Source organism: Microbacterium sp. BF1, from assembly GCF_019279095.1.
Lineage (GTDB): Bacteria > Actinomycetota > Actinomycetes > Actinomycetales > Microbacteriaceae > Microbacterium > Microbacterium maritypicum.
On the sequence record NZ_JAGYWT010000144.1, the window covers coordinates 1 to 5,502 of the forward strand.

General features: G+C 67.4%; 7 protein-coding genes and 2 pseudogenes. 4 read left to right on the forward strand and 5 right to left on the reverse strand.

Annotated features, from left to right (window positions below; translation table 11 throughout):
- From KZA10_RS17865 to KZA10_RS07055, 4 genes and pseudogenes are all read right to left on the reverse strand, one after another.
- Nucleotides 1-125 (reverse strand): annotated as a pseudogene (locus KZA10_RS17865) (carbohydrate ABC transporter permease); the annotation flags it as partial.
- A gap of 34 nt (nt 126-159) precedes the next feature.
- Nucleotides 160-585 (reverse strand): annotated as a pseudogene (locus KZA10_RS07045) (ABC transporter substrate-binding protein); the annotation flags it as partial.
- Nucleotides 586-692: 107 nt separating this feature from the next.
- Entirely contained in the window at nt 693-1,520 is an 828-nt protein-coding gene (locus tag KZA10_RS07050) for an MOSC domain-containing protein (protein WP_218682509.1), read from the reverse strand.
- A gap of 128 nt (nt 1,521-1,648) precedes the next feature.
- Nucleotides 1,649-1,834, reverse strand: coding sequence for a DUF3073 domain-containing protein (locus KZA10_RS07055; RefSeq protein ID WP_017204296.1), 186 nt, complete (start codon nt 1,832-1,834; stop codon nt 1,649-1,651).
- 150 nt (nt 1,835-1,984) lie between these two features.
- On the opposite strand from KZA10_RS07055, the gene KZA10_RS07060 reads away from it, so the two are divergent.
- A complete protein-coding gene (locus KZA10_RS07060) occupies nt 1,985-2,530 on the forward strand; it encodes a universal stress protein (RefSeq protein WP_017831340.1) in 546 nt (181 codons plus the stop codon).
- 223 nt (nt 2,531-2,753) lie between these two features.
- On the opposite strand, the gene KZA10_RS07065 is transcribed toward KZA10_RS07060, so the two are convergent.
- Nucleotides 2,754-2,909 carry a hypothetical protein gene (locus tag KZA10_RS07065; protein WP_174799556.1) on the reverse strand — a complete coding sequence of 52 codons (156 nt, stop codon included), beginning with the start codon at nt 2,907-2,909 and terminating at the stop codon, nt 2,754-2,756.
- A gap of 93 nt (nt 2,910-3,002) precedes the next feature.
- Between KZA10_RS07065 and KZA10_RS07070 the strand changes: the two genes are divergently transcribed.
- The 3 genes from KZA10_RS07070 to KZA10_RS07080 all read left to right on the forward strand — a co-directional run bounded on the left by KZA10_RS07070 (nt 3,003) and on the right by KZA10_RS07080 (nt 5,202).
- The gene (locus tag KZA10_RS07070) at nt 3,003-3,284 is read left to right on the forward strand and encodes a hypothetical protein (RefSeq protein WP_218682510.1); all 282 of its coding nucleotides are present in this window, start codon (nt 3,003-3,005) and stop codon (nt 3,282-3,284) included.
- A 21-nt stretch (nt 3,285-3,305) separates the two neighbouring features.
- Complete coding sequence (locus KZA10_RS07075) at nt 3,306-4,265, forward strand: nucleoside hydrolase (RefSeq protein ID WP_218682511.1); 960 nt, start codon at nt 3,306-3,308, stop codon at nt 4,263-4,265.
- Between the two features lie 139 nt (nt 4,266-4,404).
- Nucleotides 4,405-5,202, forward strand: coding sequence for a MerR family transcriptional regulator (locus tag KZA10_RS07080; RefSeq protein WP_141386518.1), 798 nt, complete (start codon nt 4,405-4,407; stop codon nt 5,200-5,202).
- Nucleotides 5,203-5,502 lie beyond the last annotated feature (300 nt).

The following is a 5,502-nucleotide window of genomic DNA, read 5'->3' on the forward strand; positions in this document are numbered from 1 at the left end:
ATCTTGAACAGCACGGTGAAGCGTCCGGCTCCGTCGATCTGCGCGGCCTCGTCGACCTCCTTGGGGATGCCCGCGAAGAAGGAGTGCATGATCCACACCGCGAACGACAGGTTGAACGCCGCGTTGAATGCCGGCGGCTGCGGCCGTGGCGGAGTCAGCCGTCAGGTCGTCGAGCGTCTTCGGTGCGTCGAGGCCCAGCGCCTGGAACTCGGCTTCGTTGTAGAAGTAGACGAGGGGGCCGGTGTCCTGCGGGAGGCCCACGATGGCGTCGCCGACCTTCATGCCGCTGAAGGCTCCGGCGGAGTAGTTGTCCTCGTACTTCTTGGCCTCATCGGCGACGTCCTGCAGCAGTCCCTTCACGAACAGCTGCGGCACCTCCGAGTAGCCGGTCTGTGCGAGGCAGGGCCCGTTGCCGGCCTTCACGTCGGTCTCGAGCTTGAGGATCATGTCGCTCGACTTGCCGTCGAACTTCGTCGCCTTCACCTGGATGTCGGGGTGCTCGGCGTTCCAGCGGTCGACGATCTCGGACGCCGGCGTCCGCCCTGGGCGGGGGAGTGACGCCGAGGCGCCGTCGATCACATGCACATCAAATCAGAAGATGTTTGCGCTCACAACCCCGGGATGATCACAACACAGCCGCACTCGTGCCGCTGAAAGGGAGCGCTGACATACCTCGTCGAGGCACTCGAGGATCACGCCAGGTGCGCGCGGACCTCGTCACCGACGTGGATCACTCCGCCGCCGGGGGTCGAGCCGTCATCCGACGGCGTCCAGCCGGGCAGCAGCAGGCGTCCGAGGGTCGGTTCCTGCTGCGCGAGCGCTCCCGTGAGAGTGGTGAGCACCTTCGCGTCGCGCACGCCGGTGTCGGGATTCGCATGGGTCGCGAGGCAGCGCACGATGGGACCGGCGGTCTGGAAGGTGAGATCGCCGATGCACACCTCGCCGGTCCACGCGAGCTCCTGCCACGCAGCGGCGTCGTCGATCACGATGTTCGAGCGGAAGCGCCGGTCGTCGATGCCCATCCCGAGCGCTTCTCCCAGTGCGCGGACGCTGCCTCGGCCATGCACCGAGACGTAGCCGCGCGCGCGGTCGTGGAAGCGAGGCGTCTGCCCGTCGCCGACGAGCACCAGCGGGAGCCGGCCTGGCCGACGAAGGCGGCGCCCCTCCGGGGTCGCGAGGACGAACTCGGAGAGAGCATCCGCGAGATCGCGCCGTCCCTGTGGGTCGAGGTCGGCCTCCACGAGAGTCGCGCCGGCGTGCTCGATGCGGATGCGCCGCGTCTCGTCGTCATAGCGGGTGTGCAGCGCGGCGAGACCGGGGAAGTCCTGCAGGGCGAGTCCCTTGGCCTTGGGCCAGTGATCGACGCCGTCGCGGTGCTCCGGCTCAGCGGCATCCGCGAATCGGAACGCCAGCACGCGGTCGCCGGCGACTCTGCCGTCGGGGTGCACGGTCAGGGAGTCGCGGTGCTCGGGAGTGAGCCCCTTGATCGGGTGGCGATAGAGGGAGACGACGCGTGCCATGAGGAGATCCTCTCAGCTGCCGAACCCCGCGCACGACGAATGAAGCACTGGTGCCGAGATTGTCTCCTCGGCACCAGGCCACGACGAAACACCCGCACCACGTGCGGGTGTGACGAACAGAGGGGCGGTCAGGCCTTCTCTAGTTCGTCCTCGTCTTCGTCGGCATAGTCGTCGGCCCACTTGTCGACATATGCGTCTTCGTCGGTCGGGTGAGCCAACTCGCGCTCGAGAGCGGAGTAGTTCACCGACGGACTGTACGCCTTGAGTTCGCGGGCGATCTTGGTGTGTTTCGCCTTCTGACGGCCACGGCCCATGCGCGAGACCCCCTCACGAGTTAAGCGGCGGGTTTGAAGGCCCGCGGCATTTTTCACGACACCGGTCTAAAGCCGGTAAGAGTAGCATTCAGAATAGCACGCGGGTAAGACCCTCTGGCCGACGCCAGGCAGGTGAAGGGAACGATCTCCATGACCGACAACACCTCTACTCCCTCCGACGAGGCCGCACAGAACGTGGCGCTGCAGAAAGCCGTCATCGTCGGCATGCAGGTCGACCAGGATCGGCACGTGATCGACGAGGCTGTCCGCTACGCGCGATTGCTGAGCGCGCCGCTGGTCGTCGCGCACGTCGACGTCACGCGCTTCGTGACGTACGAGGACCCGGACGGCTACGTCCATTCGGCTCCGATCGACATCAACTTCGACGCCGGTGCCGCGGAGTTCGAGGCGGTCGAGGCCACGGCCGCCCGGCTTCTGGCGGGGACCGACATCACCTGGACGGCTCGGCAGCTGGTCGGTGACCCGGCCCTGGCCATCAAGCAGCTCGCCAACAAGCTCGACGCCCAGCTGATCGTCGTCGGCACGCGCAAACGCGGCATCGGCGAGTCGATCAGGGAGTTCTTCACCGGATCGGTCGCCGCACGTCTTGCGCACCGACAGCATCGTTCGATCCTGGTCGTGCCGCTCGGCGAGTCGGTGCCGGACGAGCAGAAGGAGATCTGGCCCGAGCAGTAGCGGGCGGTTCCGAACACAGCAGAGGCCCCGCAGGCGTATCGCCTGCGGGGCCTCTTCTGTGTATGTCACCCCCTGTGGATGACGATGCCGTGACGTCGTGCCGACGGTGCGGGGTGCAAGACCGGCGCGGCGCCGAGCGACGGCTGCGTCATCGGAGAGGAAGGCTCTGTCCGGCGTGGGGTCTCTTCCGGCCGCGGAGATGCTGCGGCGCGGGTCGACCCGCTCACGACCGGGAAGCGCTCAGGGCGACCGTCACGCCGCGTGCCGCAGTGTCCAGTGCCGTCTCGAGCTCGGTCACGACCGACGGCGACAGCGTGCCGCCCTTGGCGATATGGGTGCGCAGGTCGGTGCGCACCCTGGCTCGGAAGGCGTTGATCACCGATCTACATCGCGACCCTGTGCGCGATCAGCGTGGTGCTCTACATCCTCGCGAAGCGGCGCAACGGCCTCTTCGTGGGCAAGTGACCTCCTGATGGATCTCTGGCGCGAGATCGTCGGCTGGGCCGGCAGTGCTCTCCTGATCATCTCGATCCTGCAGCCGACGATCTCGCGCCTGCGCTGGTTGAACCTCGGAGCCTCGTCGCTGCTCATGGCGTACAACTTGATGCTCGGCAGCGCGCCCATGGTCGCACTCAACATCACGTTGATCGCGATCAACTGCTGGTATCTGTTCGTCGTCGCGCGCGCCGCGCGGGCGAAGACGGCGAACGCAACCGCGCTCAGTGAAGAGTCCGGCCGGCACGCTCGCCGCTAGGACATGACAGAAAGTATGAGTATGGAACGACTGATCATTGACACCGACCCCGGGATCGACGACGCGGGGGCGCTGTTCTGGGCGCTCTCCTCGGATGCCTTCCACATCGAAGCGCTGACGACGGTCTTCGGCAACGTGGATGTCGACACCGCCACGGCGAACGCCCGCAAGATCGCCGCCGTGGCCGGCCGTTCCGACCTGCCCATCTGGAAGGGCGCGAGCCGACCGCTGGTCGGCGAGCCGCACTTCGCGGAGCACATCCACCGTCCCGGCGGGGTGGGCTTCTGGGAGTACCCGGATCCGGATCCTCATGCAGAGGTCGAGCCCGACGCCGTGCGTCGGATGATCGACACGGTCATGTCGGCGCCGGGCGAGGTGACGATCATGGCGCTCGCGCCACTCACCAATGTCGCTCTGGCCATCAAGCTGGAGCCGGAGTTCGCGCGCTCGGTGCGCCGCATCATCTACATGGGTGGGGCGGCGCTCACGTGGGGCAACGTGACCCCCGTCGCGAGTGCGAACATCTTCAACGATCCCGAAGCCGCGGAGATCGTCATCCAGTCCGGCGCGCCCCTCACGCAGGTGGGACTGGACGTCTCCCGGAGCCTCGCCCTCACGCCGGACCACGTCCGCACGCTCTGGGAGTCGCGCTCGCCGATGGGCCTGGCGCTGTGCGAGATGATCGGATACCCGGATCGTCAGGATGACCCCGACGAGATGCCCGAGTGGAAGACCGAGGGCATGCACCTCAACGACGTGCCCTGCGTCGCCTATGCCCTCAACCTCGACTGGTTCACGGTGCGCAACCTCCGTGTGGATGTCGAGCTGAACGGCACGCACACCCGCGGACAGACCGTCGTGCAGATGATCGATCGCTGGCAGGGTGTGCCGAACGTCGACGTGCTGTTCGACATCGATGCTCAGGCGGTCGCCGACGCGCTGACGGCTTCGCTCACCGCGTTCGGAACAACCGCCGACTGATTCGCGCCTCGCCGACGAACGGCCTCACCCTCGGATAGGGGTGAGGCCGTTCGTCGTTTTCAGGAGCGAGTTGACCTTGACGCAACGTCAACTTCTAGAGTTCAAGACACCCACGCAGAGCGCGAAGGAAGGAGGAGCGATGGAGAAGGAGGACTGGTCGATCCAGGAGATCGCCCGCCTCGCCGGCACCACCAGCCGCACGCTGCGGCACTACGACGACATCGGTCTGCTGCCGCCGTCGCGCATCGCCCACAACGGCTACCGGCACTACGACGGACAGGCGCTCGTGCGTCTGCAGCGCATCCTGCTGCTGCGCGAGCTCGGACTCGGACTGCCGCAGATCGCGGAGGTGCTCGGCGCGGCATCCGTCGGAGAGGGCGCCGGCAGCGAGGCGACGGCACTCGAGACCCATCTCGCGCTGTTGCGCGAAGAGCAGACCCGGCTGGCGCGGCAGATCGCGTCGGTCGTATCCACCATCACGGCATTGAGAGGAGGTGAGAACCTCATGGCAGAGAACATGTTCGACGGCTTCGATCACACCCGCTACAAGCAGGAGGTCGAGGAGCGCTGGGGCGAGAAGGCGTACGCCGACGGCGACAGCTGGTGGCGGGGGATGACCGACGCCGAGCGCACCGACTGGCAGCAGCGCGTGTCCGACCTCGGGCGCGACTGGATCGCCGCGGCGGAGAGCGGCATCGATCCGGCGTCCCCCGCGGCCCAGGAGGTCGCTCGGCGTCACGTCGAGTGGCTCACGGGCATCCCGGGTACACCTGCCGCCGCCTCCGGCGGTGACGTCAAGGCGTACGTGATCGGGCTCGGCGAGATGTACGTCGCGGACCCGCGCTTCGGTGCGAACTACGCGACATCATCCGGAGGCACGCACGGCGCCGAGTTCGTCCGGGACGCGCTTCGGGTCTACGCGGACGGCAACCTGTAGCTCCGGGCTCGACGGCAGAAGCCCCCTCGTGTGCGATCTCGCGCACGAGGGGGCTTCTCCGTCCGGGCACAGCGCGTACCGGACCGCCTCACCCGGGTGCAAGGGGGAGGTCGTGGCCCGGGTCCGGGCGTAGGGTCATGCCATGAGGCGGCGCGACGACCCAGGATCGACGGGACTGTTCATCGCTGCGGCCACGGCCTACGCCGTGAACGTCGCGCTCGGAGCATCCGTCGCCCTGCGCTTGATCGACACCCGTCGCTTCCGCTGGCTGCACCACGCGCTGTACATCGCGACGTGCGC

Coding starts and splice junctions, on each gene's coding strand:
- KZA10_RS07070 (WP_218682510.1), top strand. CDS start 3,003: ATGGATCTCTGGCGCGAGATCGTCGGCTGGGCCGGCAGTGCTCTCCTG.
- KZA10_RS07050 (WP_218682509.1), bottom strand. CDS start 1,520: ATGGCACGCGTCGTCTCCCTCTATCGCCACCCGATCAAGGGGCTCACT.
- KZA10_RS07060 (WP_017831340.1), top strand. CDS start 1,985: ATGACCGACAACACCTCTACTCCCTCCGACGAGGCCGCACAGAACGTG.
- KZA10_RS07055 (WP_017204296.1), bottom strand. CDS start 1,834: ATGGGCCGTGGCCGTCAGAAGGCGAAACACACCAAGATCGCCCGCGAA.
- KZA10_RS07080 (WP_141386518.1), top strand. CDS start 4,405: ATGGAGAAGGAGGACTGGTCGATCCAGGAGATCGCCCGCCTCGCCGGC.
- KZA10_RS07075 (WP_218682511.1), top strand. CDS start 3,306: ATGGAACGACTGATCATTGACACCGACCCCGGGATCGACGACGCGGGG.